General features: G+C 56.0%; 20 protein-coding genes and 1 pseudogene. 10 read left to right on the top strand and 11 right to left on the bottom strand.

Annotated features, from left to right (window positions below; all coding sequences use genetic code 11):
- The first annotated feature begins 237 nt into the window (after positions 1-237).
- The 6 genes from WI754_RS27145 to WI754_RS27120 all read left to right on the top strand — a co-directional run bounded on the left by WI754_RS27145 (position 238) and on the right by WI754_RS27120 (position 11,679).
- On the top strand, positions 238-2,988 hold the full coding sequence (locus tag WI754_RS27145) for a glycosyltransferase (RefSeq protein ID WP_349438011.1): 2,751 nt from the start codon (positions 238-240) through the stop codon (positions 2,986-2,988).
- Between the two features lie 265 nt (positions 2,989-3,253).
- The gene (locus WI754_RS27140; RefSeq protein WP_349438010.1) at positions 3,254-3,994 is read left to right on the top strand and encodes a glycosyltransferase; all 741 of its coding nucleotides are present in this window, start codon (positions 3,254-3,256) and stop codon (positions 3,992-3,994) included.
- A 19-nt stretch (positions 3,995-4,013) separates the two neighbouring features.
- The gene (locus WI754_RS27135) at positions 4,014-5,159 is read left to right on the top strand and encodes an NAD-dependent epimerase/dehydratase family protein (RefSeq protein ID WP_341487080.1); all 1,146 of its coding nucleotides are present in this window, start codon (positions 4,014-4,016) and stop codon (positions 5,157-5,159) included.
- A 285-nt stretch (positions 5,160-5,444) separates the two neighbouring features.
- Complete coding sequence (locus tag WI754_RS27130) at positions 5,445-7,937, top strand: hypothetical protein (protein ID WP_341487079.1); 2,493 nt, start codon at positions 5,445-5,447, stop codon at positions 7,935-7,937.
- Complete coding sequence (locus tag WI754_RS27125; protein ID WP_341487078.1) at positions 7,934-9,466, top strand: hypothetical protein; 1,533 nt, start codon at positions 7,934-7,936, stop codon at positions 9,464-9,466. The genes WI754_RS27130 and WI754_RS27125 overlap by 4 nt, the downstream gene beginning before the upstream one ends.
- Complete coding sequence (locus WI754_RS27120) at positions 9,466-11,679, top strand: glycosyltransferase (protein WP_341487077.1); 2,214 nt, start codon at positions 9,466-9,468, stop codon at positions 11,677-11,679. The genes WI754_RS27125 and WI754_RS27120 overlap by 1 nt, the downstream gene beginning before the upstream one ends.
- A 981-nt stretch (positions 11,680-12,660) precedes the next feature.
- On the opposite strand, the gene WI754_RS27115 is transcribed toward WI754_RS27120, so the two are convergent.
- The 11 genes and pseudogenes from WI754_RS27115 to WI754_RS27065 form a co-directional block, all read right to left on the bottom strand.
- A complete protein-coding gene (locus tag WI754_RS27115) occupies positions 12,661-12,915 on the bottom strand; it encodes a hypothetical protein (protein ID WP_341486804.1) in 255 nt (84 codons plus the stop codon).
- Positions 12,916-12,937: 22 nt separating this feature from the next.
- Positions 12,938-14,647, bottom strand: coding sequence for an IS66 family transposase (locus tag WI754_RS27110; RefSeq protein WP_341486803.1), 1,710 nt, complete (start codon positions 14,645-14,647; stop codon positions 12,938-12,940).
- Positions 14,644-15,030: an IS66 family insertion sequence element accessory protein TnpB gene (gene tnpB / locus WI754_RS27105; protein ID WP_341487076.1), complete on the bottom strand. Its 387-nt coding sequence runs from the start codon at positions 15,028-15,030 to the stop codon at positions 14,644-14,646. Before tnpB ends, WI754_RS27110 begins: the two co-directional genes overlap by 4 nt.
- Positions 15,027-15,437, bottom strand: coding sequence for a transposase (locus tag WI754_RS27100; RefSeq protein ID WP_341487075.1), 411 nt, complete (start codon positions 15,435-15,437; stop codon positions 15,027-15,029). The genes tnpB and WI754_RS27100 overlap by 4 nt, the downstream gene beginning before the upstream one ends.
- 218 nt (positions 15,438-15,655) lie before the next feature.
- Positions 15,656-15,823 carry a hypothetical protein gene (locus WI754_RS27095; RefSeq protein WP_341488063.1) on the bottom strand — a complete coding sequence of 56 codons (168 nt, stop codon included), beginning with the start codon at positions 15,821-15,823 and terminating at the stop codon, positions 15,656-15,658.
- Positions 15,824-16,073: 250 nt separating this feature from the next.
- A complete protein-coding gene (locus WI754_RS27090) occupies positions 16,074-16,889 on the bottom strand; it encodes a sulfotransferase domain-containing protein (RefSeq protein WP_341487073.1) in 816 nt (271 codons plus the stop codon).
- Between the two features lie 383 nt (positions 16,890-17,272).
- Positions 17,273-17,875, bottom strand: a pseudogene (gene cysC, locus WI754_RS27085) (adenylyl-sulfate kinase); the annotation flags it as partial.
- A gap of 499 nt (positions 17,876-18,374) precedes the next feature.
- A complete protein-coding gene (locus WI754_RS27080) occupies positions 18,375-19,037 on the bottom strand; it encodes a class I SAM-dependent methyltransferase (protein WP_349438009.1) in 663 nt (220 codons plus the stop codon).
- Between the two features lie 109 nt (positions 19,038-19,146).
- On the bottom strand, positions 19,147-19,875 hold the full coding sequence (locus WI754_RS27075) for a hypothetical protein (protein ID WP_341487071.1): 729 nt from the start codon (positions 19,873-19,875) through the stop codon (positions 19,147-19,149).
- Positions 19,876-20,058: 183 nt separating this feature from the next.
- Positions 20,059-21,066, bottom strand: coding sequence for a GSCFA domain-containing protein (locus WI754_RS27070; protein ID WP_349438007.1), 1,008 nt, complete (start codon positions 21,064-21,066; stop codon positions 20,059-20,061).
- Positions 21,067-21,165: 99 nt separating this feature from the next.
- On the bottom strand, positions 21,166-21,993 hold the full coding sequence (locus tag WI754_RS27065) for a hypothetical protein (RefSeq protein ID WP_349438005.1): 828 nt from the start codon (positions 21,991-21,993) through the stop codon (positions 21,166-21,168).
- A 134-nt stretch (positions 21,994-22,127) separates the two neighbouring features.
- Here WI754_RS27065 and rfbC point away from each other — a divergent pair, with 134 nt between their 5' ends.
- Genes rfbC through rfbA form a run of 4 tightly spaced genes read left to right on the top strand, consistent with a single transcriptional unit; the run spans position 22,128 to position 25,631 of the window.
- Positions 22,128-22,697, top strand: a complete 570-nt coding sequence (gene rfbC / locus WI754_RS27060; RefSeq protein WP_341487068.1) for a dTDP-4-dehydrorhamnose 3,5-epimerase — start codon at positions 22,128-22,130, stop codon at positions 22,695-22,697.
- Positions 22,698-22,753: 56 nt separating this feature from the next.
- Complete coding sequence (gene rfbB / locus WI754_RS27055) at positions 22,754-23,818, top strand: dTDP-glucose 4,6-dehydratase (RefSeq protein WP_341487067.1); 1,065 nt, start codon at positions 22,754-22,756, stop codon at positions 23,816-23,818.
- A complete protein-coding gene (gene rfbD / locus WI754_RS27050) occupies positions 23,818-24,750 on the top strand; it encodes a dTDP-4-dehydrorhamnose reductase (RefSeq protein ID WP_341487066.1) in 933 nt (310 codons plus the stop codon). Before rfbB ends, rfbD begins: the two co-directional genes overlap by 1 nt.
- Positions 24,747-25,631 (top strand): glucose-1-phosphate thymidylyltransferase RfbA, encoded by an 885-nt coding sequence (rfbA, locus tag WI754_RS27045; RefSeq protein ID WP_341487065.1) that lies wholly within the window; start codon positions 24,747-24,749, stop codon positions 25,629-25,631. Before rfbD ends, rfbA begins: the two co-directional genes overlap by 4 nt.
- Positions 25,632-25,644 lie beyond the last annotated feature (13 nt).

The raw sequence follows: 25,644 nt of genomic DNA, 5'->3' as shown, positions 1-25,644 counted from the left end.
GCGGAAGGGAAGCCCGGCGGGCAAGGCGCCTCTGGTCGAGTTGAATGCGCTTGCTGCTCCTTGTGCATGAAGGCTACAGCGATCGTGGACAGCCCGGCATTTCGGTTGTCGTCAGACCGAACAGCTCCCTGGCGCGGATCAAATTTGATAACGGAATCAAATTGAATTAACTCAATGCGGAACAGGTCGTCGGCCCTCATGTGCTCATGGTAACTGTCGAGACAGGCATTTTCTGAAATGGATTTGGACCAAGCGACATTGTCAAAAATTATTGATCGGGCAGATCGCCTCCGGGACCAGGGACAATGGTTGGAGGCGGCAGCGTTGTATGGAAGTCTTCTCGAACAGAGGCTCTCTTCCGGACAGACATGGACACAATATGCCCATGTCTTGAAAGAAGGCGAACTGTTCGAAGAGGCCGTTAGCGCCTATCTGTCGGCCGTGCATTGCGATGGCGCCGACCCCGATCCGCGGCTTCATCTTGCGCATCTTCTCAAGCGTCTTGGCCGGAGTGCGGAAGCGCTTCAGGCTTTTCGGGCTCTAAGTGCGCTACCAGATGCGCCACATGTCGAACAGGAAATAGCGGGCCTTGGCATTCAGCTAATGCAGACGGACCAGAAGACGCCAGCTCTTTTTGCCTCAAATGAAACCCGGCCAGGCCTTGATGTCTGCCTTTCTGGCTTTGAACATTTGCGGAGGCTTGAAGAGGAACGTGCGGCGGATATCGCTCAGAAAAACAGCCAGTACGAGGCGCAAGTTACAACGCGCAATTTACCGTTTGCTGCGGCATTCATCGAACTTCGCCGCCTGATGAAGCCATGCTTCGTACAAGCGCGCCTCGATCCGAAAGCGAATCTTGTGATTCGTGATGATCTCTATGTGGCGACAACTGGAAATCCGCAATTTGCGGTACTCGTTGATGGCTACTCCTTGCAGCCTGGATGGTTCGAAGTGGAGATTGATCTTCTCGGACACTCTTCCATGTCTTTCGATCCCATCCTGTATACAGAGCACAGGTTTGAATGGGCCGCGTTTTCGACGTTCCGGCTGAGACCGATGGGCGAAGGCAAGTTTCACGCGACCGGCCTTATCGAAAGCCCCGTTCTTCGTCTTCGACTGGACCCCGCTAGCCGCGAGGGCTCTTTCACCGTCCGGGCGTTTAAACTCCGGCAGATCAGCTTGGCAAAGGGCCTTTGCCAAGCGTATCGCCAAAACCGGCACGCTACTCAAAAGGCGCTCCGTGCTATGATAACGCACAAGGGCGGAGAACGCTTTGCCCGGAATATCGCTGATATCCTGAAATATACCGGTCCCGATCGCTACCACGCCTGGATCGCCTTGCACGATACGCCAACCAGCGAACAAGCTGCGCTACAAAGACGAGCTATTGTTGGTTGGCCGACGCAGCCTCTGATTTCGCTGATCGTCGATACAGATGAACTTCTCCTGCCGGAGCTGGAGGCAACTCTTCGATCGCTGAAAGATCAAAGCTACGAAAATTGGCAGTTGCATATCCCGGCATCTTCCACTCTTCCGAAAGAAAAGTGCCGGTACCTGATGAGCTGCGCTGAAACCGATGCGCGGATGGTTGTGCATTGGAATGATGACCGGCCGACGATGAAAAGCGTGCCGAGCAAATGCGACGGCCGCTTCATCGTTTTTGTGACAGCGGGGGATGTTCTGGCACCCTCGGCGCTTTATGAAATCGCTGAACGTTCCATCGCGAAACCCGAGGCTCGGCTGATCTACAGCGACGAGGATTCCATTGAAGCGGGTTCGCGGCACTCGCCGCTGTTCAAGCCGGATTGGGATCCGGACTACTTCTTTGCGTCCAATTATCTCGGTCGGTTCGTGGCTTTTGAGGCCGCTCTCATCGAAACATGCTGCCTTCCATTGCTAGCGCTGCCGGATCTCGATATCCACGATCTCATCTTGCGCGCGACCGAAATACTTTTGCCCAACGAGATCATACACATACCGCATGTCCTTTACCATCGAAGTTCGCCGGCGCGCCTAAGCGACCAAAATATTCTGCCCTATCCGATGACGTCTCGCCGCCTTCAAGCGCTGAGTGCCAGTCTGAACCGACAAGGTAAAGGGGCGACCGTAGTGGAAGAGAAAGGCGGTTTCGGCAGAGTGATCTGGCCGCTGCCAACCCCAGCGCCGCTGGTGTCGCTGATTATCCCGACGCGTGACTACCTTCCTCTTCTCCGAGGATGTATAGAGTCTCTTCTAAGCAAGACGGCTTATCCCACCTTCGAAATCATCGTTGTCGACAATGGCAGCGTTGAGCCAGAAACACTCGGTTATTTCGACGCACTGCGTGCGATGGACAATGTTCGTGTTCTCAGCGCGCCAGGCCCCTTCAACTTTTCCTGGTTGAATAATCTTGCGGTCGAGCAGGCCCAGGGAAGCGTCATTGGCTTGGTGAACAACGATATCCTGGCGATCAACAGCGAATGGCTTCAGGAAATGGTATCGCACGCCATACGGCCGGACATCGGGGCGGTGGGAGCCAAACTATTGTACCCGACAGGACAGGTACAGCATGCAGGCGTTGTCTGCGGGATCGGTCTGGTGGCGGCACATCCCCATAAGTATCGCTCGGGCGATGACCCTGGCTATATGGGGCGCCTGGCGATGACCCAATCGTTCTCGGCGGTCACTGCCGCATGCCTTGTCGTCGAGAAATCAAAATACAAAGAGGTCGGCGGCCTAGATGCCGAAAATCTGACGGTTGCTTTCAACGATGTCGATTTCTGTCTGAAACTGGATAAGGCCGGATATCGCAACATCTACACACCGTACGCCTCGCTTGTTCATCTCGAAAGTGTAACGCGTGGCCTTGATACCTCGCCGGAAAAAACCCGGCGCTACAGGTCAGAGGCTGATTTCATGCTGAGAAAATGGGGCGATCGAATTCATAAGGACCCATTTTACAGTGTCAATCTGACGGCCGACCGCGAAGATTTCACAATCCGGGATTAAGTCCTGCTCAGAGCCGTAGATTGTTCCCGTTACAGAAGGAGGCTTAAAGCGATGTTGACACAGGTAGAGCCACGGATCGAATAAACTTGCGCCTTACACTCAATTTTTCCTTGACAGGCGTCACACATTCTCGGCACGGATGCGCCGCGATGCACGCAGTGTTTGCAATGCAATACGTTGCTTGCAATGCAATAACAGAGACGTTTAAATCCGCTTCGATCCTGGAAGAATCACTTGACCGTCCGCGACCGATAGCACTTGCGGTTTGACGAAAGATCAGGTCACAGACAGAACAAAGGGACACATTTCCATGAGTGATCATCTCAAAATTTTTGTGGGATATGATAGCCGCGAAGACATCGCATGGCAGGTCTGCCGCCATTCCGTCCTGCGCCACAGCGGTCCGGATATTGAAATCTACCCGCTTAAGTTGCCGACATTGCGTGAGTTGGGGCTTTATACGCGTGGCGCCGATAATGCGACGACGGAATTCTCCATCACGAGATTCCTGACGCCCTATCTGGGAGCGCATGATGGCTGGACGATCTTCGTCGATTGCGATTTCTTGTTCACCCAAGACGTGCGCGATGTCCTGAAGCACGCTAGCCGTGACAAGGCCGTCTACGTGGTTCAACACGATTACACGCCGGCCAATGCCGTCAAGATGGATGGCAAACAACAGAGCGTCTATCCGCGCAAGAATTGGTCGTCGTTCATTCTGTTCAACAACGCCCATCCCGAGGTGAAGGCCCTGACGCCGGAGATCGTAAACACTGCTGCGCCGGCCTTCCTGCACCGCTTCCAGTGGCTTTCAGATGACAATCTGATTGGTGCACTTCCGCTTGAATGGAACTTCCTCGAAGGCGAGTATCCTCGTCGCGACGAGGTGCCTGCTGCAATCCATTATACCAATGGCGGTCCCTGGTTCGAGAATTGGAAGAACGTCGACTATGCAGATCTTTGGACGGCGGAGCGCGATATGTATTCGGCTTCGGCGAACCAGTAAGAGCAGGGGGTCGTTGTAAATGCAAACCGTTCTCGTTACCGGCGGCGCTGGATTCATCGGATCGCACCTCGCTCCGTTGCTTGCCGCAAGAGGCATCCGCGTCCGTGTGCTGGACATGCTGGCATCGCAGATCCACGGAATGTTACCCGGTCATACTCTCGATTGGCTCGCGAACACACCGGGAGTGGAGTTCGTTCGGGGCTCGGTTGCGAGCGAGGCCGACCTTACGGCAAGTCTCGACGGAATCACCGCCGTCGTACATCTTGCCGCGGAAACGGGGACGGGGCAGTCGATGTATGAAATCGACCGCTATTGCCGGGAAAACGTGCAAGGTACGGCACTTCTGATGCATCTTCTCGCTAACGGCGCCGCACCCAGCGTGCGGCGTGTCGTGCTTGCCTCTTCGCGCTCCGTCTATGGCGAGGGGGCCTATACCTACGACGGAGCGGTCGATTCTACACGCATTACGCCCTCTTCCAGGACGGCGGAGGCGTTACGGGCTGGCCAGTGGGAGCCGGTATGCCCGAAAACGGGTGCCGCATTGAAAGTGGTGCCAACGCGTGAGGACGATCGTACCGCGCCTGCCTCGATTTATGCGGCCACCAAGCTAATGCAGGAGGACCTCGTCAGAATTACTTGCGAAAGTGCCGGAATAGGGCACACCATTTTCCGGCTGCAAAATGTCTATGGAGAGGGACAATCGCTGAACAATCCCTACACCGGGATCCTTTCAATTTTCTCAACCCGTATTCGCCGCGGAGTGGAACTGCCGATTTTCGAAGATGGCTTGGAAAGCCGTGACTTTGTTCACGTATCGGATGTGGCGGCCGCCTTCGTCGCCGCTGTAGAGGCTGAAACGCCTGCGAACTGTGTCATCAATGTTGGTTCTGGTGTGGCCACGCCGGTTATCGAAATTGCCCGAGCTCTTTGCAAGGCGTTCGACGCTCCCGAAAACGTTCGGGTCACAGGCCAGTTCCGGCTTGGAGACATACGGCACAATGTGGCTGACATAAGCCGTCTAAGCGAACGGCTCGGTCACGTCCCAGGGGTCAGCCTTTCCGAAGGTTTGAGGCGTTTTGCAATTTGGGTGAGTAATCAGCCATTGCCGGAAGACCAGCTCGGACGGGCGAATGAGGAGTTGGCGAGACGAAAGATGATGGGTTAAGTCCACAGCCTGGTGTTTCGCGCGTGGACTAGCTTCAGCGGCACGCAAGGACACAAATCGAAATTGATTGCATTTTTTGATGGGCCCCCCGGTTGGCGGTTTGTGATTATGTCATTGTTTTTGAAACTATTTCGGAAACATAAGCCGACCTGCCAGAACCGGAAAAAAGACGTAATCAGCCCTGCTTCGTGGATTCCCAAAAATGATCATGTATCTTGCTCACCCTCGTGAAGGCGCGCCCGGAGACTGCATGGTTGAACGCGTTCGTCTGGAAGGTTCGAAAACGTGACTAAAAACGGCTTAAAGCGGCATGTTGCCAAGCAAATACGTTACTGGTTTTTCGATAAAAAGAAATCCGGCGGACTCGGTACATTCCACGTTTCCCAAGGGGACGCGCACAATGCGCGCAAACAGTGGCCCCAGGCAATCGAGCACTACAAGAAGGCACTTGCCATCTTGCCAAACCTGGCGCCCGTCTGGATTCAACTTGGACATGGCTTTCGCGAGACCAATCAGTTCGAGCAAGCAGAGCAATCCTATTTGCGCGCTCTCGACATCGAACCGGGCAATGCGGACGCCAAATTTTTTCTTGATGTCACGCACGCGGAACTGAGGAAGAGGGAGACAAGCACGGAGCAAGGGGGCCCTCTGTTGAGCGTGCCGGGTGAAGCTGCCTGGGAGGCAGCCGAACCGCCCGAGTTCCGTTTCCATCCGCGAGATGTTCTGTCCTCCTGGACTCGCCCCGATGATTGCGCCGAGCAAGACGGCATGTCGGTATTGCGTCTGTCTGGCCAGGCTGTCGGTTTGCTTCCTCGCGAGGCAACGCCGCAGGCCGAAGGCATTGTCCGGACCATGCGGGCATTCCATGCAATCAGCCGTCCCGGAGTTGCCGACGATGTCGTCTCAATGGACGCGGAGGGGTACAGCTCTTCCACAACAACTAGTTCCGGCTCGCTTTGGCAACCGAAACCGGGTGAACCGTTGACTTTTTACACCTGTGAAGGGATCGGTCTGGGTGATCTCTGGTTCGTCAACAGCCGGACTCTCCGGCTGCGTTTCAAACCGGACAACGGGTTTCATGACCCGTCTGTCATATTGCGCTGCTTTCAGTATGATCCTGACGATCTGCAGCGGTTGCAGCTCCTTTCGGAGCAACCAATTTCCACTGACATTCCGACATTCGCCGATGTGACAACGGCAAATCCTTATTTTCCTCTGGGGTTTGCCGTCTGCACGGCAGATGCGCAGATTATTTCGTTCGCGCTCCTGCCGTTTCCGTCGCTTTGCCGGGGCGGGTTGCATTTCGGCGAACTGTTGAATTCAGGTGGCAGCAAGCCCTACCTTGAGGCACTTGAGGATGTCGGCGGCAGCCTGCTGCAAGCTGCCTTGAAGCGCGAGGGCCGTGCAAGGACGGGGCGTATCGAGGTCGACCTCGATGCTGCAACGGGGACGGAACGCATTTTCGAGAAGTCGCTGCGGCTTTGGCTCAGTGAGGTGCTCGGCTTGTCGATCGGCATCGGCCATGTGCCACAGGACATGGACGGCGAGGTGCTGGCCTATCTCGCTGCAGCAGTAACTTGTGGCCCTGCCGCCTCGGCAGTCCAAGTGGATCACAACGTGCTGTTGCGATTGCCGGCTGATTCTGTGCCGTCCTTGCACAGCCTTGTGGTGGATTGGATTGGCGGCTCAGGGCGGCACGCCGCCCCCTTCGTCCTGGCGTCCGTTGTGGACGGGGTGCCGAAATACATATTGTCTCCGTCGTCAACCACTGCGGGCGTCGACAGGCAGCCCCAGGGTATCCGGACGTTCCCGGTTTTTGAAGTGCAAGCCGCGCTGAATGGCCCTCCCGACGGATCCGGCGAGGCGGAGCCTCCGATCGCTGCCATTCGCTTGTGCCGCCTTGTCAACCCGGATGAGGCGCAGCTACTCGCTCCGTTTCCCCTTGGCATCAAGACGACTCGAGAGAATAGCGTTTCGGAGCGCATTGCGACACCAACCATCTCCGTGATCCACCATTTTTCCGGAGATGAAAAAGTCCTGGCGGCGATCCTGGAGGCTCTCGGCCTGCAGCAGTCTGGAGATACCCTTCAGGTCCTGGTAGCCGGCAGCGAATGTTATGCCGATCGCGTCCGGTTGCTTCTTCAACGCTTCTTTCCTTCGCGCGGTCATTTTATCGGCTGCCCTGACGAGGAAGACGAGGGAGCACGCCTCAACCGGGCTGCAGCACAAGCTGAAGCAGAGCTTATTCTCGTGCTCGGCGACGCGGTGCTGCTGCATGATCCATCTACCGTTCCCGCTCTGGTGTCCCTTATGAAGGCTCCGGGAGTTGCTTCGGCGACTTGCATTCTGATTGGCCCGCAAATTGTCAACAAAACAACGAAGCTGGCCCTGGTGTCTTCGGGCTACTTTCCGTTTGCCGCGCCTGCTGGGGGGGCGGCCGGGGTGACGTACGAAAACGGCGAAATCCTGTTGAACCTGCCGCGTGCGGTCTGGCCGGCAGCCGTCAATACCAGCAGGCTTTTCATGGTCGGCAAGGAAGAATGGCGGCGTATAGGCGGGTTTTTGGACCAACGCCTGGCGCTGGAGGAGCTCGGCACGCCCTTCTGGGCGAGGTCGATCGCCGAAGGAAGGTCCCATGTGGTCACAACGGCGGTTTCTGCGAGCCTGCTTCCTGTGACTGAAAGCGTCGTGTCCCGCTATCGCGCGGCTTCGCAATTCCTTCCCCCCGTCGCCGACGCCAGCCGACTTTCGCTCACGATAAAGAGGCTTGTGTCATGAAAATCTGCGTTGTCGTTCCGAGCGAGAGCTATCTCGGTCAGGCGGGGGCAAGAATTCGCTATATGCGGATGACGGCCGCTCTTGTGGAGGCTGGCCACAGCTTGACGCTACTGCCGATCGAGAAATTCAAAAAGATCGACCATGACGTCTATCTGCTAAGCAAGTGCTTTGATGCAACCGCGCTGGTTGTCGCGCAAATGGTCGCGGCAAGCGGCAAGGTCCTCGGCGTCGATCTGTTCGACGACTACTTTAGTGACCCGAAGGACAGTCGATTTCAGCGGCTACGCGGCTGGCTGGTCGGTAGCTTGGCACGCGCTGATTTTGTCCTCTGCTCGACTCCTGTTATGCGGCGCATTGCCGAACAGTATGCCCCAGATCTTCCGGTCCATGTGATGAACGACCCATTTGGGCGCCATGACATCGGAACCCTGCGCCAAAATTTGGCAAAGAAAAACGCGACGCTATGGGCAAAGGGTGTTCTGAACGTCGCTTGGTACGGCATGGGCGACAATCCGTATTTTCCGGTCGGTCTCGCCGATCTTGTCGCATTCTCCGGCGAATTGGCAGCCATGCAGGGGAGGGGATTTGATGTCCGTCTCAACATCCTCACCAACAGCCGTGCTATGACTGGGGATGCTCTGGCGGCATTGAGCGCCATACCGGTGGCCTATGAGATACATGAATGGAACGAAGCCGAGGAGCAGAATCTGCTCGCACGGACACATGTCGTCTTCCTGCCGGTCTCTGCACAAAATTTCAGTGTCGCGAAATCGTTGAACCGGGCTGTGACGGCGCTTTGCTCCGGCAACCAGGTTCTTTCGGTCGGCTTTCCCCTCTATGAACCATTCTCCGACTTCATCTATCGCGATGCTTCGCAGGTCGTGAGCGATCTGAAGGCCGGGCGGCCTCGGGTGCGGGCGGAGACGCTCAAGTCTCTGGATCGCGTCTTACGGGCTCACGCTGATCCCGCGGTGGAGGCTCGGGGGCTAGCATCCTTTCTGGAGGCAATCATTTTCGGAAAGACCGCGCCAAGTGTGCTTTCAGAGAATGCCCGACCGCCGACTGCCCTGATTCACGGTGTCGAAAGCTCTGCTTCGGCACATAAATTTGCAAAACGCATGCTGGCTCTTTCCATCGCCAGCCCTTTGACGAACCTGGAATTGAACTTCGACCTTCGCTTTGACTGGAACGAGCAACGCACTGGCCTCGATCTTCTGGTTTCGGAGGCTGCGTGCCAACTGCTGACGCCGCAAGCTGCCGCCAAGTCTGTGCCATACGGCAAGATCATCGATTTCGAGTTTCGAAAAATCGGGCAGGACGATGTGCCCTCACTTGCCTGCGAGGGCAGAGAGCTTGCCGATTGCGGATCGCCAGCAGGAAAGCTGGCGGCTTATTCATCGGTCATGTCGGCGATCCTCCAAGTCATGGAAGAGTTGTTTCCGAGAATTCCTTGTATAGTTTCAGAAAGCTGGCGCCTACCTTGGCCGATTTCGTCTGAGAACGTTCGAACACCTCTGGGAGCCATTTGATGTCAAACCCTTGCGTCATCCTGCTCGTCAACCTGCTTCAAGATGTCAATATTTTGCGCCCTCTCGCCTATATTGCCGCGCGGGATCTCGGGCTTGATACACGTTTTCTGCTCACGCGTGATTTCGACAAGCGGGACAAGGGTGGTCGCTGGCAAGCGGAAATTGCCGAAATCGCTGAGACGATCGGCGCCTCGATCGATTTTGTGGAGAACGAGGGCCATGCCTTGCAGATATTGCAGGGCCTTGCTGGCGTGATCGTGGCCGCCAGCGAATCCAATCTTTCCGGCCACCGCATCGTCCATAACATCTTCCGCCTGAAACCTCCTTCGTTCATCGCAATCACCCTGCAGCATGGTTTCGAATGTGTTGGCTTCCTGCAGAGCCGCGATCACGATCTCGCTCATGGCCGCGAGATCACATTTGCGGCGGATATCGTTTGCGGTTGGTGCGAACCGGAGCGCCTGACGGCGCTTGCCCCCTCCCAGCGCAACAAGCTTTGCGTGACAGGTCCGACAGCTGTGCTGCAGCAGCCTCCGCGGCAAGAGCGCAAGCCCGTAGGGATAGTCTGCGAGAACCTGCATTCCGCCAGGCTCAACATCGCAGGCGATTTCAAGGCCGATTTCGTCAGCTTGTTCGGACAGTTCTGCGAGGCTCTTGAACAAGACGACAAGCGTGTGGTTCTGCGTCCGCATCCCGGCGGTCAGTATGTGATAAAGAACGATGTTTCCTTGCCGCAGAACGTGATTCTAAACAATAATCCCATCTACAAGGTGAATTTGTCCCGCTACGCCTATGGCATATCGGCGCCGTCCTCAGTCCTGATCGATATGGTGCTGGCCGGTATACCGACTGCCGTCTGGCGGGAGGGAACCGGTATCATGGATGCGGACAACTATCAGGGACTGACAACCGTCAGCGACCTCGCGAGCTGGCTTGAATTTGAAAGGGAAGCCTTGGCTCATCCCGAGCGCTTCGTCGAACGGCAGGCTGGTTTTCTGGAGCAGCTAACGATTCTTACTGATCGCGCAGAAGTCTATAGACGTTTTGCCGAGCTTCTCTGGTCGGCAGCCCGTCGGGTCGCGCCTGCTCTTCGCCTGCCGCCAGCGCCGGCCGACGCTGAGCGACGTATCCTCTTTGTTGCCAATGGCTACATTCCGACGCTACAACTCAGTTTTGTGAAGCCGCTGGCGCCCTTGGTCGAGGCCGGGAAGATCGAGACCGAGTTTCTTACCGAAGCGCAAATAAAAGATAATTTCGGACCGAGCCGGCGCGACGAGGACGTTCAGCCTTGGCTAGACGAGAAACTGAAGTCTTTCAAACCGACATTGATCGTGTTTTGTCGCTACAGCGGTCCATATGCAGCCTATCTTACAGACCGTGCGCGCGAAAATGGCATTCCCGTCATCTTCCATATCGACGATGATCTTTTGAATATCCCCGCCGAGCTTGGTGAGGCCAAGCACGCTTATCATAATCATCCGAAACGTCTGGCGACGGTTCGCCATTTGCTCGAGGTGCCGGATCTGGTTTACTGCTCGACCGCGCCGTTGAAAGCCCGCCTGGAAACTCTCGGCGCAACGGCACCTGTGAAGGCAGGTGAGGTCTATGCGTCGGGTAATGTCTTCATAGAGCCGACCGCAAGGCCGGTGACCAAGATCGGGTACATGGGTTTCGATCATGCCCATGATCTGGAAACGGTTCTGCCGGCCCTCGTTCGTTTCCTGCGCAAGCATCGGCACATAAGGTTTGAATTGTTCGGCTCCATTCCCAAACCAGCCGCGCTGGAGGAGTTCGGCAACCGAATCAGCATCGTTCAGCCCGTACGAAACTATGAAGAATTCCTCATCCATTTTTCGAAGCTGAACTGGGACATCGGAATCTGCCCCCTAGCAAGGACTCCCTTCAACCTCGTCAAGGCAAACACGAAGTGGGTGGAATATACATCCATAGGTATCGCGACGATAGCGACGTCCGATACGGTGTATGACGCTTGTTGCGCCGATGGCTGCGGTATTCTCGCCGATACGGAAGAGGAGTGGTTGGAAGCCATGGAGCGTTTGGCGAACGATCCCGCTTTACGTTATGCGCAGGTGAGGAAGGCTCAGGATAAATTAACGAATGAGTATTCCACGGATAATCTGCGTGACCAGGTCCTCGCGTTCTTCACCGAAGCGGAAGCACTAAAACGAACCCGCGTCAACAAAGCGTCATAGGTGCTGAGCATGCCTTCTACCGCTTTTGGCGTTTCAGCTGGGCTCGCTGTAAGCCGCCATAGATTTATAGCGTTCACTCATGTCCAGTTCAGATCAAAGTGCCGGTTGTTATTTCCGGATTCACCAACTTAATCGTAAGCGTCCGCTCGAGCGGCCTTTGAGATTTGGCCCAATGCGCCGTCATGCTGCGCGGCGGTGTTTTCAGGTAACCGCTGTGAGATTGCGGCAGTAGCTTTCAATTCTCTGGCCAAGCTGATTGCTTTGGTTCACGCCGTTTCATAAATTGGGATTTTTCCACCGGAAACGTATTGAACCTCAATGAGCTAACTAGGACGGAGACTTCCTTTCACGGTTGAATTTGGGAAACACGCAGAGCCGCCCCCGCTCAATGTCTCTCATCTATCAGAGGGTTGCATCGTTCTCACGGGGGGTAGACGAATATCGGGCGCGCATGAACTCCGGCAAGAAATTGCCTTTGTTGACGAAGGCAAGCTTTGGGACAACGCGGACCTGTATTCCAAGCTGATCGATCTCAATTCGTGTGGGGTTCCGTTTCAATATCAACCAAAAGAAATGGAGTCGCCTGATATCCTGATGGCCTGGTGGCAAGACATCGGAAAGCTCAAAGTAAGCTTCAAGGAGATTTCTTGGCGTAATCCAGATGAATGGCTCATCAAAGCAATTGAGCCTCCGGTCATCGGAACCCGTGGTTGGGCGGGTCCCAAACCTTTTGGATGCTGATTTGATCAAGCGTCTCGCCAGTACGCAGTTAGTGCGGGTGATGCATCCGTTTCATCCTCTGTTCCCACAGCGGTTGCCGTGCGTAGGCAAGCGCTACAAACGGCATGGTGAACGTCTTTTGCTGCAGACCAAGGACGCCACCATTTGGTCGGTTCCCCGCTCCGGCTGTATGCATCCGAGGAAGGACGCGGGATAAAGTCTCACGCGTGAAGTGGGCCTGAGGTAGCCTGGCACGCGGGTTCAAGGGACCGTTTTTTGTGATGCGTCGTCAGCGTCCCTGCGAGCCTCGATAATATATTTGAGGTTGTCGATGCCATCTTCGGAGAAGAGGACAATGTGCTCGCTCAGTTCGGAGGCCGGAAAGTTGTCGTAGGCACTGAGGCAGCCGTCTTCCGAGAACATTTCGATGGAGCACTCGTGCAGGAAGTCCTCGTCTTCACCGAGCATCTCGGCCACGTATTTCAGCGTGTACAGTGTTGAGCTGCGATATCCCATTCGTCGATCCCTTTCTTTGTTGTCAGGCAGCCTGCTGAGAGGCCGGGTTCTCGGCCTGCCGCAGTCTTTTCCATTCCCAGGGAAGTAGTTTGTGCAGGCGGGAGGCGGGAAGATCAGCGATGCGGGCGAACACATCGGCAAGCCATGCCTTTGGGTCGACGTCGTTGAGGCGACAGGTCGTGATGAAGGTGAGCATGATGGCGGCACGATCTGCCCCACGCTGGGAACCGGCGAAGGTCCAGTTGCGGCGACCGAGGGCAATACCTCTCAGCGCCCGCTCGGCGGCATTGTTCGTGAGGCAAATCCGGCCATCGTCAAGGAAACGGGCAAAACCATCCCAGCGCTTCAGCATATAGTCGATCGGCTCGATCACCTCGGACGATCTGCTGAGCGTAGCACGCTCCCGTTTCAGCCACTCGTGCATGTCATCGAACAGCGGCTTGCTCTTTTCCTGCCGCGCGGCCAGTCGTTCTTCGGCGCTCAATCCATTGATCTGGCGCTCGATCTCGAACAGCGCATCGTACCGTTGGACGGCCTCCAATGCGATCGGCGAGATCGGCTTGCCTCTCCGTTTGCGGTCACGCGCACTTTTCTGGATATCGGCCAGTTCAAAGAATTTACGCCGCGCATGCGCATGGCAAAAGGCAAAGGTGATCGGCACCGCTTTCTTCTCGGCGACACTGAGCGGCTCGAAGCCATTGTAGCAATCGCTCTGCAGAATGCCGCCATACCCGGCTAGGTGTTTCTGCGGGTGCTCACCGCGGCGGTCGCTTGAAGCATAGTAGATCGCCGCCGGCGCTGTCACACCTGCATAGGGGCGGTCATCGCATACGTAAGTCCATATGCGCCCGGTCGTGCATTTGTCTTTGGCCTGAATGGGAATGGTGGTGTCATCGCCGTGAAGGCGCTCGGCCGCAAAGACATGCTTCTCGATCAGATCGAAGACCGGCATGAGCGCGGCTGTACCAAACCCGACCTGATCGGCCAGCGTCGAGGTCGAAAGCTCGATGCCTTCGCATTTGAACCGGGTGCTCTGGCGGTTGAGCGGGCTATGCATTCCGAACTTGTCGAACAGGATCGTCGCCAGCAGATGAGGGCCGATGAAGCCGCGCGGCGTGGCATGGAACGGCGCCGGCGGCTGGGTAATCGCCTCGCAGTCACGGCAGGTAAATTTCTCCCGCACCGTCTCGATCACTTTGAACCGGCGCGAAATCTCCTCCAGCGTCTCGGTAACGTCTTCCCCCAGTTTCGACAGGCGCGACCCGCCGCAACATGCACAGGTGGCTGGAGAATCGATGACCACACGCTCGCGCTCGATATCCTCCGGCCAGGGCTTCCGGACCGGCCGTTTGCGCGTGAACGAACGCACGCTCGAGGCCTTGGCGGCAGCCGCCTGCGCCGCAACCTCATCCTCCGTCGCCGCCATCACCAGCTCTTCGAGCTGCAATTCCATCTGGTCGATCAGGCGCGCCGTGCGCTCGGATCTCTGGCCGCGGAGTTCGCGCTTCAGCTTTTCGATCGCCAGTTCCAGACTGGCGATCAGGGCCTCGCTGTCGGACAACATGGCCTGCGCATTGGCAGCTTGCGCCACAGCCATGTCCCTCTCGGCGACGATGAGATCGCGTTCGGCAACAACGACATCGCGTTCAGCCTGCAACATCTCACGCTCGGAAAGCAGCGCCAGATAGGCGCTCGCAAGGTCCCCGGGAAGATCGACAGGCTTCGAAGTCATGAAGCCATTCGATCAGATTCACCCAATATTTTCAATGCAATAATGCTATCCAACCTTCGTCGGACGCCATGTTTCCTGCGGATTGCGCCAGTCGACGACAGTTGCGCAGGCGAGATCGCCACCGCGCCACCTTCGGCGGAAGGCCAGAGGAACCGGCCTCGGTCCAATTTCTTTGTAAACAGGCAACTGCCCTGGCCATCGCTCCAGATCACTTTTATGAGCGATCCGCTACGCCCTCGAAAAACGAAAAGATTTCCATCCAGCGGGCTCAGTTTCAAGACCTCCTGCACCCGCAGCGCAAGGGATGGAAACCCACAGCGCATGTCGGTATAGCCGGTCGCAATCCACACCCGCACATTTTGACCGGAGGGAAGCGAGATCATCGCAGCGTTTCCAGTCCGCGCATGATCCGAAGCAGCGCATCGACATCAACGGCGCTATCCACGATCACCCGCCTGCCGTTTAACGCAACAACCTCGATGCGACCTTCGTTTGATGATGAGCTTGCCTGGCTCGCTAACGGCTCCGTCGTGATAACGGCCGGGATAAACCCCTCAACTGCGTCAATCGCTTCAATGTCGCCCAGCTTGCCCGCACGCGCCAGCTTGCGCCATTCATAGAGCTGCGATCGAGAAATCCCATGTCGCCGCGCCGTCGTTGCGCACAATCCCGGCTCCAAAAGGCTCTCCGCTACGATCCGTAGCTTTATCTCTTTGCTGAAACGGCGACGCCGACCAGTGTCGACGATCTCAAGGCGGTTATCACGATGACTGTCAGTATAGATGTCCATACCCACAGTCAGCTACGTTTCCGGACATCTCTCAAGGCGGCCTTCCGCGTATGCGTACCTCCGGCTCGAATGTCGCCGCGATCAGACGCACCTTCTCCTCGCGAGACCAGCGCCGACGCCGCTCGACCGATGTGATCACCTCAATCTGGTGCTTTGTCATAGGACTACTCCTAGTGTTTGACTTGCAGCCTTCAGCCCGCCTCAGCAAGGCGGGGCCGTCACCGGATGGGTACCGGATTTGCGACCGAAGCCGCCTGATTGAAAGCGGCGACCAGCTTCTCCAGCCGCTCGATCCGCTCATACTTGCGGTCTTCACGCGCTTGCGCCGCGATCCGCATCGCCTTCAGGGCAGCAATATCGTCGGGAAAATTGGCGGCGTCCAACATGGTTGAAGTTTATCAAACTCCGCGTCGGTTCACCGTCGGAATTTGCCGCCCGAGTCATCGTGACCCACCTATTCGATTGCTGCTGGCGCTCACGTCTCCACAGCACGGACCCGACGCCAATCGAGGCCCGCAAACAGCGCCTCGAATTGAGCATGACCCAAGGTCATCAAGCCGTCACTGACACTCGGCCAAATGAACGTGTGTTCCGAGCCGGATCGTCTTAGGGCAGCCGACATTCATCGGTGGTAATTCAAACTTGACAGGTGAAGTAACCAACGGCGCTGGCCGCGGGTGCAAATGCGCTTTCAGCCTTTTGAAGGAGGTCCAATGGCAGAACGTCTCTGTAGCTCCCGTTTTTTCCCTTGTTGAAGAAGCGCACACCTTGCTCCGACATCTGGAGGCGGGCGCCGCTGGAAAAGCGGCCAACGGACTTCCCTTCTTCTTTGGCTTTCCTCAATTCTGCGTTCTCGAATTCCTTTAGGCGTTCGAAATTGGTTTCGGTGACGCATCTCGCGATCAATTCAGAATCGATTTTAAGTCCCAGAAACTCAACTATTTTTTCTACGCAATCATTCGGATCTACGAGTGCATCCTCGTACTTCAGCATCAAGATCGGGAATCTGTCTTGCTTTAACCAGCCCGTCACGTTTTCCGCCCAACTCGCCGAGAAATATGGCTCTGCCCTCCAAGCCGGATGTCCCAAATGGTCCACATAGCGTTCAATCCAGTCGCGCTTCCACGTATCCAGTTCGATCGAGTCAGGCTTTTCTCCGGTCAATAGCGCATAATTTAGGGAAGACTGAAGTACATCCAATGGATGGCGCACGATATTAATGACGCCGCTGATGGGTATGCCGAGGGAAGCGGTATGAGTGAAGCAAGCGTGCGTCTTCTTAAATTTTACCTGTTTCCTTTCGCCGATCTTCGAATTGATGAAGTCATCAAGCTCAATGGAGTTCACGGGCATACGTTGATGATAGAGATGAAACAGGATGAATCTAAACCATGTATTTCCGGATTTTGGGTAGGAGGCCAATAATACAGGGGCGGCCGTGGTAATTTCCAAACGTTACTCCTTTCGATAAATCCGATTTTCCTGCAGGTATCTCGGGATTTTTTGCCTGCCGTCGCTCGGTGGCATGGCTCAATATCATCGCCTCGCTGGGAGCTGCCCCCGTTCAACAGCGCCTGCGCTTGTGAGTCAAGTTTAAGTTCGTCCCGCTCCCACTCGTCGTCAAAGTCGACCGGAGGGAGCGCGAGAGTTTGGCAGCGGATTCCCTGCACGATTATGGATCGGTATTACCATCGGTTGGTCGTGCGAGGCGTGAAGCACGGATGGCTGAAAGACGCATCATCCTTTGTAGAGCGAGCCCTTCATAGCACATTTTCGCGCGCATCATATGCGCCACGCCAATTCCCGTTGAAGGCGCCAATCTCCCGGAAGATACTTCAGTCGTCCAGTCCCGCGCCGCCGCCTTGACAAATCCATCCAAGAGAGGCAAGCAACCGCTCGCTGGTGTGGTCAACCGTTTCGGAAGAGCTATCTGCGATAAACGCGGGGTGCTCCGGGATTTCGTATGCACTCGTTATGCCCGTCATCTGTTGAATGCGCCCCGCGCGCGCCAATTTGTATAACCCCTTGGGATCCCGGTCCTCGCATACGGCAAGCGGCGCGCTGAGGTACACTTCGAAGAAGTTCTCCGGCCCGATCAAAGTTCGCGCCATCTCACGCTCATTGCGGAATGGCGATATGAAGGCGGTTATCACGATCAGCCCGGCATCCATCATCAGCTTGGCCACCTCGGTCACGCGTCGGATGTTTTCGTCTCGGCCAGCTTCCGTAAAGTCCAAATCCTTACTTAGGCCATGCCTGACATTATCACCATCGAGCACATATGTACGCTTACCGAGCCTGTGAAGTTTGCGTTCCAAACTGTCGGCGAGTGTGGACTTCCCCGCACCTGAGAGGCCCGTGAGCCAGATTACTCCGCTAGGATGACCGTTCAGACGTTCCCGATCGGCCCTAGTTACGGAAAAACTTCGACTGTAAATTTTATCGTGGGCCAACCCGGAGCGCTCACTGCTGATATCACTGCCTCGCGTCCTACAATGCTTGCTTGGGGTGCTGCAACGTTAATTGTATCCGTCTTTGCCGTAGTCAACACTAGAGGCGCTTCAAAATGGACGTCGAGATAAAGGTGAAGTCGAAGATCGCCAAGGTGAAGAAGAAGCATTTTGTCAATCAGCATCGAACCTTGACCCCATATCTGGAGTGCGCCCCTGATCATTGTCCACCCTCAGGGGCGCGCACTCCACATGGCAGGCAACATTCGTACCCACACGGCCAAGTCGTTAGCCGGAGGGGTACCAACGTTCCATGATTCCATGCCGGATCACAAAGCATTCGGCTAGAGAAGAAGTCCAGCCTGTCGCAACCACCCCTCAAGGAAGAGGTGCGCTAAAGAGCTTGCAAATGAACATAAGAGAGTCCGGTCCACTTAAAGGACCGGATCACGAAGCGATCAACGTTAGGGAAGAACAGATTATCGGCTCAAGCCGTCTTAACGAGATGGACCATCGAGCCCGTTGGTACCAGCCAGTGTTGGGCTCCGATGTAGGGAGAGTTGACGAAACGCACTGGATGGTTTGCAGCAAAATCCAGCACTGAGTCCAGCACGGGACATCCGTGGTAGCAATCATGGAGAACGATGTGGCCGCCCGGAACGACCTTCTCGAACCAGTTCTCCAGATCTTTTGTGCAACCCTCGTAACTATGGTCGCCATCGATGAAAAGGAGATCAATAGGACCAATCTCGCCATACTTTGTATTCTGCGAGTCTCCGACAATGATGTTTGCGTTGCTCCCGATAGCGTTTTCGGCGAGCAAGGATTTTAACAGTTTATCATTTTGAGGGGCAATATCGACGGAATGAAGCGGCACCTTGTCGTTGGCGCTCGCCATCAGAAACAGGCTCCCCCCATTAAAGCGGCCGACCTCGACAATGCCAATCTTGGCGCGAGCCGCCAGCATGAACAGATATTCGCCTTCCCAAGGTTCCATCCGCATGAATTCGGCCGGAATTGTCGTCTTGGAATGCAAGAAGTAGGAGCGCTTGTTGGCCGTCGTCCTCTTGAAAACCGTATCGAAGGGTGAATTCAGGTGCTTAGTTCGATATGAACCGCTGAACTTGGAGTAAAAAGTCGGGTAGTCCATAAACGCACTGCTCCCTGCATGTCGACCGAAAAAAGCGTTCTTATCTTGCGGGAATGAGGAGGTCAAATATCTTCCGTGGATGTTTTTCCCCATTCGGCGGCTAGCAACATTAAGCAGATTGGATCGCCTGCCCGCGTTTCAGGTGAAGTAGCTGCTCAACGACCATCGCGCCATACTTGACGTTGGCGTGTGTGGCGTCGCTCCCGTACAGATCCGTGCGCAAGAACCCCTCATCTGTGAAGGCCGCGTCCGGGACTGGAAGAAATTCCGCGTTGATGTCGATGCAATATGACTCAACGCACCGCATTTCGAGGCGCCAAAGCTTTGCTCGTATTGAAGCCGGCGTTACTCCGACTTCATCAATGCTTTGCCCTCTGTAGTTTTTGAGCTTGAGCTTTGCCCGAATGAAATCATCGTCTCCCTTGACGGGAGGTGTTGCCAGCAAAACGACTTTCGCCTTTGTGTTGCCACCAATCTTGCGCGTAACCACGTCTCTCCCTGTTGTCATGGCGAACTGGCGGTGCAGAGTTCCGTATGGGATTAGCTCCCTGGTGAGATCCGGCTCTTCGCTGCTGTCTGGTTCAAAAAAATCAAACGGCTGCTCGTGCTGGGCCAGGCCGAAGATATTATGATACGTACCGACCCATGTAATGGCGAGAATATCGGACGGGGTTAGCGCGGCAACAGCTTCACTTGCCTGCTGGATTGTTATGTCGCCCGGCCCGTCGTCGCGTTTTGGATTTTTAACCCATAGTGCATTGACATTGTCCACACCAGCCGCCGCTTTGGCTATTACAGCAGTGTGGCTTGAGCCGACCACAAGTATCTTTCGTTCCATTACGTGTTCCCCATAGAACCTAATCGCAGCTATCAGGCGGCCTTTGATAATGCCCGTCGGGGCACGTCACTTATGCCTGCAAAACCCGCGGTCATTGACGTAATACCCAATCGAATTCTCGCAGATCACGGCGTGGAGCAACCTGACCAGTCACCTCTTCCGAATGAACAGTTACGCCTGTTGCTATCCCCGGTCCAGCGCCGCTTCTTCGCATTCGACTTCGACAAACCGGGCGGCCGCCAGTTCGAACGCCGAAGGATTGGGTTCCAGAGCATCCGCCTGACGCGGCGCTTCGGCCTCCACAGTGGCCGCATGTTTCAGGAACAGGCGCATCACATGCGATACACCTTCCTCCGTCACGTTGCGCAGGTCCTCGGCGTAGTAGCGCCCGCGATTGTAGGCGCCCGTAATTATCTCAAAAGACGGGAAATAGTGAACGCTCTGATGGGAATCCTTCAGTGCCTGCGCCGCAACGCGAAGCACGGATTTCGAGTACGTGGTTGCCGTCAACACATGTTCGTCGGCAGCGGCCGTTGCCATCAGCGGCACCGGCGAGACGGTCAACACGATTTGTGCATTCGGATTGACTCGGGCGACATAGGCGACCACGCTTTCCATGTCCGCAATCACTTCACTAACCGATTGATTGTAGAATTCATAACGGTCCGGATCGAAAGTGCCGCCCTCGACGCCTGGGCAGAGGGGAAACACGGCTCCGTCTTCGCGGGAGCGCCAGCATTCCGTCAGCCCGAGGGTGAATACGAAAACGTCCAGCGTCTCAAACATCCGCTTGACTGCTTTGAGATGCATCCGTCGGTCTGCTTCCATTTCGGCAACCGAGGTGAAGTTGCCCGGCTGGACTGCAGGCCGAAAGGGGTCACGCACGGTGCCGTCCGCTTCGATCCACGGCGCCTCGACCGGGCTGAATTGTCCTTCGACGCGCTCGATCAACTGCCTCAATTGTCTGGCGGTATAGATATTTCCGTATCGCCCTGAGAATGTGCCGTAATTGTGCGCAGTCCTGATTTCCTCAGAGATCAATGGGTGCCCCGCTTCCCCCACGTAGTAGTTGAAACCTGAAGCCTTGAGGTGACGGGCGATGTGCTGGGCAAAACAGCTGCCCGCTGTGGCGACGCGCGTTTGCGGGCCGATTTTCAGCGTAAACCTGCCCACCGGATCGACATCCGCCATATCCGGCGAAGAAACGGCGCGCCGCCAAAAGGCCTTGGCGGGGAGCTGGCGGTAGGGGTGTTCGAATTTGGTCATCACTATCTTTCTCAGCACTTGCGGTCAATTCATCAGCGTTACTGCGATTTGGTCCAGAACGAGGCGGCCATAGGCGGCATTGGCGTGGGTGGCATCGCCGGCATAGTAAGCGCGCTCGAGATAGCCGCCGGCCTCGCGCGTTCCGGGCGGATTGGGCAGGAAGGTTACCTGCGCCTCGGCGCAGAACTTTGCCAGAGCCCTGTCTTGCAGCTCCCAAAGCTTCAGGCGCAACGGCGCCGGCGAGACGCCGATCTCCGAGATTCCGGCGTTTCGGAAATACGTGTCCGCACCCCGCAGGATATGCGCTTCATCCTCCTTGGGCGCTGGCGCCGAAAGACAGAACACCGGAGCAGCAGATGCTTTGGCAATCCTCAAAAGCTGTTTGCCATGGCCTCGCTTAAGGCTGGCAAACATGAATGAATAGGCCGTTGCGTAAGGGATCAGCTCTTCGTAAGTGTCCGCTGGCAAATCGACAAGGCCCGGGATCATGATATCGAATGGCCGCGGATGCCGCATGAGCCCCATAATGTTGTATTCGTTGCCCCGCAGCGTTGTAACCAAGGCATCGTCCCTCCGCAGGTCCGCGGCTGCAACTAGCAGGTCGGGCAAATCGATATCGCCGATTTTCTCGCCGTTCTTTTCGGTACTCAATCGCAAGGCGACAAATTCAAATTCGGATTTATGATCGGCAATTTTATCCACGGCGGCCTTGATCGCGTAGACATGACTGTCCCCAACGATCAACACCTTACGCTTCGTCATTTCCCACTCCCAACAGCACGCTCGGCTGAGTCTTAGGCCGCCCCGACAAAGCTCGGCAAGCGAAACTTTGCGACAGCGGTAAGACTTCAAAGATCTAATTACCGCACTTTGTCGTCATGGTCCAAGCCCCCAGGCGCACGCGATGGTGGCTAAGTTTTTATTGCCTTGCAGAATGACTGGCTGTAACAGACCATGCGCGGACCAGACTTGGAAAGGTGAAACTCTTGATATTTGAACGTTTCGATATCCCAGATGTGCTTCTCATCAAGCCTAAGAAATTTGGCGATGCGCGCGGATATTTCATGGAAACGTTCCGCCAATCGCTGTTCGAAGAACAAGCGGGTCCGATTCGTTTCGTCCAGGACAACCAATCGCTTTCGGCCGATGTCGGCACCGTTCGTGGTCTTCATTTCCAGCTGTTACCCTGTGCGCAGGGTAAGTTGGTAAGCTGTGTTGCGGGCGCCATTTTCGACGTTGCTGTCGATATCCGCGTCGGCTCACCGACATATGGCAAGCATGTTTCCGCTGAACTGACAGACGAGAACGGCTATCAGCTGTGGGTTCCCCCAGGCTTTGCCCACGGATTTTGCACATTGGAGCCGATGACGAAAGTCAACTACAAGGTTACGGATTATTATAGCGCTGAGCATGATCGTGGATTGCGCTGGGATGACCCTGAACTGGCTATTGCCTGGCCTGTAGCCGCCGAAAGCGCGGCCCTCTCCGCCAAGGATAAAATTCAGCCTGATTTTCTCAGTCTGGATGCGTATTTTACCTACCAGAAGCGAATTTAGCCCTCTTCGGGTGCAGAAGCTGGCAGACATCTTTTAATTTCCAGATAGGCAATCAAATGCGTGTGCTTGTTACCGGAGGGGCTGGTTTTATTGGTTCAGCCGTCGTTCGCCATCTCGTCTTGAACAAAGGCTACGATGTCCTGACGGTCGACAAGCTGACCTACGCCGGCACGTTGACTTCGCTTTCGAGCCTCGACAATCAATCCGGCCATCGTTTCCTGAAGGCCGACATCTGCGATCGCCAGGCGATCGCAGATGCGTTTGACAGCTTCCGCCCTGACCGTGTGATGCATCTGGCGGCGGAAAGCCATGTCGATCGGTCGATCACCGGCGCCGCCGATTTCGTGCAAACCAATGTGATGGGGACGTTCACGATGTTGGACTGCGCCCGCCTCTACTGGCAATCTCTGGAAGGGCAGCAAAGAGACGCATTTCGTTTCCTTCACGTGTCAACCGACGAGGTCTACGGCTCGCTCGGCGACGACGGGCTGTTCACCGAGACCACACCTTATGATCCAAGCTCGCCCTATTCGGCATCGAAGGCCGCGTCGGACCATCTTGCCAAAGCCTGGGCGCGCACCTATGGCCTGCCGGTCGTAGTGTCCAACTGCTCGAACAATTACGGGCCGCATCACTTCCCGGAAAAACTCATCCCGCTCGTCATCCTCAACGCGCTCGAAGGCAAGCCGCTTCCGATCTACGGCAACGGCGCCAATATTCGCGATTGGCTCTATGTCGAGGACCATGCAAGGGCGCTGGATCTGATCGCCGAACGCGGCGTCATCGGCGAGACCTACAATGTCGGCGGCCGCAATGAGCGGCGAAATATCGATGTCGTTGCACGCATCTGCGAGCTGATGGATATTCATCATCCGCAAGGCGCGCCGCATGCCCGCCTGATCACTTACGTTACCGACCGCCCCGGGCACGATGCGCGCTACGCGATCGACGCGACGCGGCTGGAAAGCGAACTTGGCTGGAAGGCTGAGGAGGATTTTGACAGCGGCATCGAAAAAACGGTGAAATGGTATCTCGAAAACCGTTGGTGGTGGGAGCCCTTGCGCCATGGTTACGATGGATCGCGCCTTGGACTGCTGCAGCCCGCGCAAAAGGGGTCGTGATGACGGTACAAAAACGGCTTTTGGTGACCGGTCGTGAAGGTCAGGTTGTACGTTCGCTTCTGGAGCGCGCCGCCCTTCAACCGGATATCGAGGTTCTTGCCCTAGGTCGACCCGAATTTGACTTAAGCGCTCCCGAAGCGCTCCCGGCTGTCATTAAAGACATCCGCCCCGATGTCGTCGTCTCGGCTGCCGCCTATACGGCTGTCGATCAAGCCGAGACCGAGGAGGAATTGGCGAGGGTCATCAACGCGCAGGCCGCTGGTGTGATTGCCGAGGCTGCCCAGGCGCTGCAGATCCCCGTCATCCATATTTCCACCGATTACGTGTTCGACGGTAACAAGCTGTCGGCCTATGTCGAGACAGATCCCGTCGCTCCGGTCAGCGCCTATGGACGCACGAAGCTGGCAGGCGAGGAGGCTGTCGCATGTGCGACAGGCGATCATGTGATTTTGCGCACTGCCTGGGTGCACAGTCCGTTCGGAAAGAATTTTCTGAAGACCATGCTTCGATTGGCTGAAAGCCGCGACACGGTGAATGTCGTTGCCGATCAGTTCGGCACGCCGACATCGGCGCTCGATATCGCCGATGCGGTGATTGCGGTTGCCCGCAATCTCGTGGCAAGCCGTGACCCGGCACTCAGGGGCGTCTTCCACTTGACAAATTCGGGTAGAGCCAGTTGGGCCGATTTCGCGGAGGAGATCTTTAAGGTCTCTGCCGGTCTTGGCGGACCCGTTGCGGCGGTTGGACGCATTCCTGCAAAGGAGTATCCGACCCCGGCCCGGCGCCCGGCCAACTCGCAGCTCGATTGTAGCAAGCTCGCTGCCGTTCACGGCGTAAGACTGCCGCACTGGGCTCAGTCGACCAAAATGGTGGTGAGCCGTGTGCTAGAGCCGCTCCCTGCTTCAATCCTGACCGGAGACACACAGTCATGAAGGGTATCATCCTCGCAGGCGGCAGTGGCACCAGACTTCATCCGATGACACTGGTCACATCCAAGCAACTTATGCCCGTCTATGACAAGCCAATGATCTATTATCCGCTGTCGACGCTTATGCTGGCGGGGATCAGGCAGATCCTGATTATCTCGACGCCGCACGACTTGCCGCACTTCCAGCGGCTTTTGGGTGACGGCACGCAATGGGGCATCGAACTGTCTTATGCCGAACAGCCCTCGCCGGACGGCTTGGCGCAGGCCTATATCATCGGTGCCGATTTCGTTGGCTCGGATCCCTCATGCCTGATTCTGGGCGACAATATCTTTTACGGACATGGCATAACCGAGCTGTTTAAGAGCGCCGTCGGCCGGACGCAGGGCGCGACGGTCTTCGCCTATCACGTCAACGACCCGGAGCGATATGGCGTGGTCGACTTCGATGAGGATATGAAGGCGGTTTCCATTGAGGAAAAGCCTGCTGTGCCGAAATCGAACTGGGCAGTAACTGGCCTTTATTTCTACGATTCCGACGTCGTCGAGATCGCTGCCAACCTGAAGCCGTCGCCGCGCGGCGAACTTGAGATTACCGATGTGAACCGCGCTTATCTGGAGCGCGGTAAACTGAGCGTCGAGCTCATGGGTCGTGGTTACGCCTGGCTCGATACAGGCACCCCTGATAGTCTGATGGAGGCCGGAAACTTTGTTGCAACTCTTGAGCGTCGCCAAGGGTTCAAAATTTCCTGCCCAGAGGAGGTTGCATTCAATAAAGCCTTCATATCCCGAGACGAGCTTATTGAAATTGCTAAGAAATATGGCAAAAGTGACTATGGAAAGTACCTAATGCAAAAGGTACATACGCAACCTCTTAAGATTGGATGACGTTCAGACTGCC

It is taken from the genome of Pararhizobium sp. A13, assembly GCF_040126305.1.
Taxonomy (GTDB): Bacteria; Pseudomonadota; Alphaproteobacteria; order Rhizobiales; family Rhizobiaceae; genus Pararhizobium.
Note: the sequence above shows the minus strand (reverse complement) of the source record. Positions and strands in the feature narration are given on the sequence as shown.

Excerpts from the sequence above, each read along its gene's own strand:
- WI754_RS27080 (WP_349438009.1), bottom strand. The coding sequence starts at position 19,037 with ATGGACTACCCGACTTTTTACTCCAAGTTCAGCGGTTCATATCGAACT.
- WI754_RS27115 (WP_341486804.1), bottom strand. The coding sequence starts at position 12,915 with ATGGGATATCGCAGCTCAACACTGTACACGCTGAAATACGTGGCCGAG.
- WI754_RS27110 (WP_341486803.1), bottom strand. The coding sequence starts at position 14,647 with ATGACTTCGAAGCCTGTCGATCTTCCCGGGGACCTTGCGAGCGCCTAT.
- WI754_RS27135 (WP_341487080.1), top strand. The coding sequence starts at position 4,014 with ATGCAAACCGTTCTCGTTACCGGCGGCGCTGGATTCATCGGATCGCAC.
- rfbB (WP_341487067.1), top strand. The coding sequence starts at position 22,754 with ATGCGTGTGCTTGTTACCGGAGGGGCTGGTTTTATTGGTTCAGCCGTC.
- WI754_RS27075 (WP_341487071.1), bottom strand. The coding sequence starts at position 19,875 with ATGGAACGAAAGATACTTGTGGTCGGCTCAAGCCACACTGCTGTAATA.
- tnpB (WP_341487076.1), bottom strand. The coding sequence starts at position 15,030 with ATGATCTCGCTTCCCTCCGGTCAAAATGTGCGGGTGTGGATTGCGACC.
- WI754_RS27095 (WP_341488063.1), bottom strand. The coding sequence starts at position 15,823 with ATGTTGGACGCCGCCAATTTTCCCGACGATATTGCTGCCCTGAAGGCG.
- rfbD (WP_341487066.1), top strand. The coding sequence starts at position 23,818 with ATGACGGTACAAAAACGGCTTTTGGTGACCGGTCGTGAAGGTCAGGTT.
- WI754_RS27070 (WP_349438007.1), bottom strand. The coding sequence starts at position 21,066 with ATGGCGGATGTCGATCCGGTGGGCAGGTTTACGCTGAAAATCGGCCCG.
- WI754_RS27145 (WP_349438011.1), top strand. The coding sequence starts at position 238 with ATGGATTTGGACCAAGCGACATTGTCAAAAATTATTGATCGGGCAGAT.
- WI754_RS27100 (WP_341487075.1), bottom strand. The coding sequence starts at position 15,437 with ATGGACATCTATACTGACAGTCATCGTGATAACCGCCTTGAGATCGTC.
- WI754_RS27120 (WP_341487077.1), top strand. The coding sequence starts at position 9,466 with ATGTCAAACCCTTGCGTCATCCTGCTCGTCAACCTGCTTCAAGATGTC.
- WI754_RS27125 (WP_341487078.1), top strand. The coding sequence starts at position 7,934 with ATGAAAATCTGCGTTGTCGTTCCGAGCGAGAGCTATCTCGGTCAGGCG.
- rfbA (WP_341487065.1), top strand. The coding sequence starts at position 24,747 with ATGAAGGGTATCATCCTCGCAGGCGGCAGTGGCACCAGACTTCATCCG.